Annotated in this window: 2 protein-coding genes; both read right to left on the reverse strand. The window is 50.5% G+C overall.

The window, feature by feature from the left end; translation table 11 throughout:
• Positions 1-533 precede the first annotated feature (533 nt).
• Positions 534-977: a transposase gene (locus BJL95_RS19595; RefSeq protein ID WP_254786852.1), complete on the reverse strand. Its 444-nt coding sequence runs from the start codon at positions 975-977 to the stop codon at positions 534-536.
• A 28-nt stretch (positions 978-1,005) separates the two neighbouring features.
• On the reverse strand, positions 1,006-1,571 hold a 566-nt coding region (locus BJL95_RS25545), incomplete at its 5' end, for a hypothetical protein (protein WP_217631714.1).

The raw sequence follows: 1,571 nt of genomic DNA on the forward strand, positions 1-1,571 counted from the left end.
GCTGTCAAAAGCCAGCCATTTCCGCAAATTCGCCGGAATTTGGCAAGTCCGGCTTGTCGCTAGCGCGGCATCGGCGGCTACAAAATCGCGAACGTTGGCGGCCCGATTCGGACCGGCCACGGTTTGAGCGGTTCCCACGCACGGAAGCCCTATTCTCTGGATTATCCAAAGCCTGGGTGTAGGAGGGGACTTAGTCCCGATTTTCGTTCCCGCGACGGAACAGCGTCTCGGCATATTCCACCCCAAACCAGCCACCGATTCCGATTGAAAACCGCCACCGGTTTCAATCCAATGTCGGCCAGGGATTCCAACTACAAAATCACCACTGGCGCCTAAAGATATATATTCGGATGAAGGCTGGGTTTCGGCCAATAGCAGCCTGTTGGGCTTTCTTTCTGTATGTCTGGTCGGAGCCTATAACGCTCGATCAAATGCTAATCGCAAATCAGATGTAGGATACGCTCTGCGTACCATTAGGGCCATCATGGTGGCAAAACGCAGTGCGCTGCCCTACCGGGCTTCGTGAGCCCAATTTACAAAAATATCACCGCCAGTGGCGAATAGGGATTGGCCGACGACCAACGCCAATACTCGGGTTTTTCCACGTAATTTTTGCGCAACGGATTTTCATGTATGTAATTGAGTTTCTGCCGATAAAACGCCGGGTTTTCTATTCTCTTGGGCGCATTGGTGTTTTGCCAGAAATGGTATTGGCCGGCATCGTCGATAAACAACGACAAAATGCGCCGCTCGTGCGTTTCGATGTTTTGTTTGAGTTGTTTGGATGTGAAACGCTTGAAGTCTCGCAGAAAGCCGGCGACATCGGGAGATGTCACGATCAAATGCACATGATTCAACATGAATACGTAACCATTCAGTTGCAGCGCTTTATGTTCCTGGCAATAACGGATAGAGTCCGCTAGGATTTGCCAACGGTCGAAGCGATCGAACAGATAATACCAACGCGCGACTGTCATCGTGACGAAATAGGTGCCCGAATTTAAATCACTTGAAACTCTTTTTGAGGGCATTTTTATAGCAACTATTTAGACGCTTGAATTGGGTTACTTGCCAAGTTGTTCGGCTGGGAAAATCACCAGGGCTGGACGGATTATTTAATCCGTCCGTTACGTTTTTATCACTTTTAAACCTGGTTTGAAACGTTTGCAACGGGGTTAAAAACCCCGTCGCGCTTAGAGTTTTGTTCATTGGACGGTATTGAGTGCTGTCAAAAGCCAGCCATTTCCGCAAATTCGCCGGAATTTGGCAAGTCCGGCTTGTCGCTAGCGCGGCATCGGCGGCTACAAAATCGCGAACGTTGGCGGCCCGATTCGGACCGGCCACGGTTTGAGCGGTTCCCACGCACGGAAGCCCTATTCTCTGGATTATCCAAAGCCTGGGTGTAGGAGGGGACTTAGTCCCGATTTTCGTTCCCGCGACGGAACAGCGTCTCGGCATATTCCACCCCAAACCAGCCACCGATTCCGATTGAAAACCGCCACCGGTTTCAATCCAATGTCGGCCAGGGATTCCAACTACAAAATCACCACTGGCGCCTAAAGATATATATT

Source organism: Methylomonas sp. LWB (assembly GCF_001856095.1).
Taxonomy (GTDB): Bacteria; Pseudomonadota; Gammaproteobacteria; order Methylococcales; family Methylomonadaceae; genus Methylomonas; species Methylomonas koyamae_A.

What these genes read in the sequence shown, in the direction of transcription:
- BJL95_RS19595 (WP_254786852.1), bottom strand. Translation starts at nt 977, where the DNA reads ATGACAGTCGCGCGTTGGTATTATCTGTTCGATCGCTTCGACCGTTGG.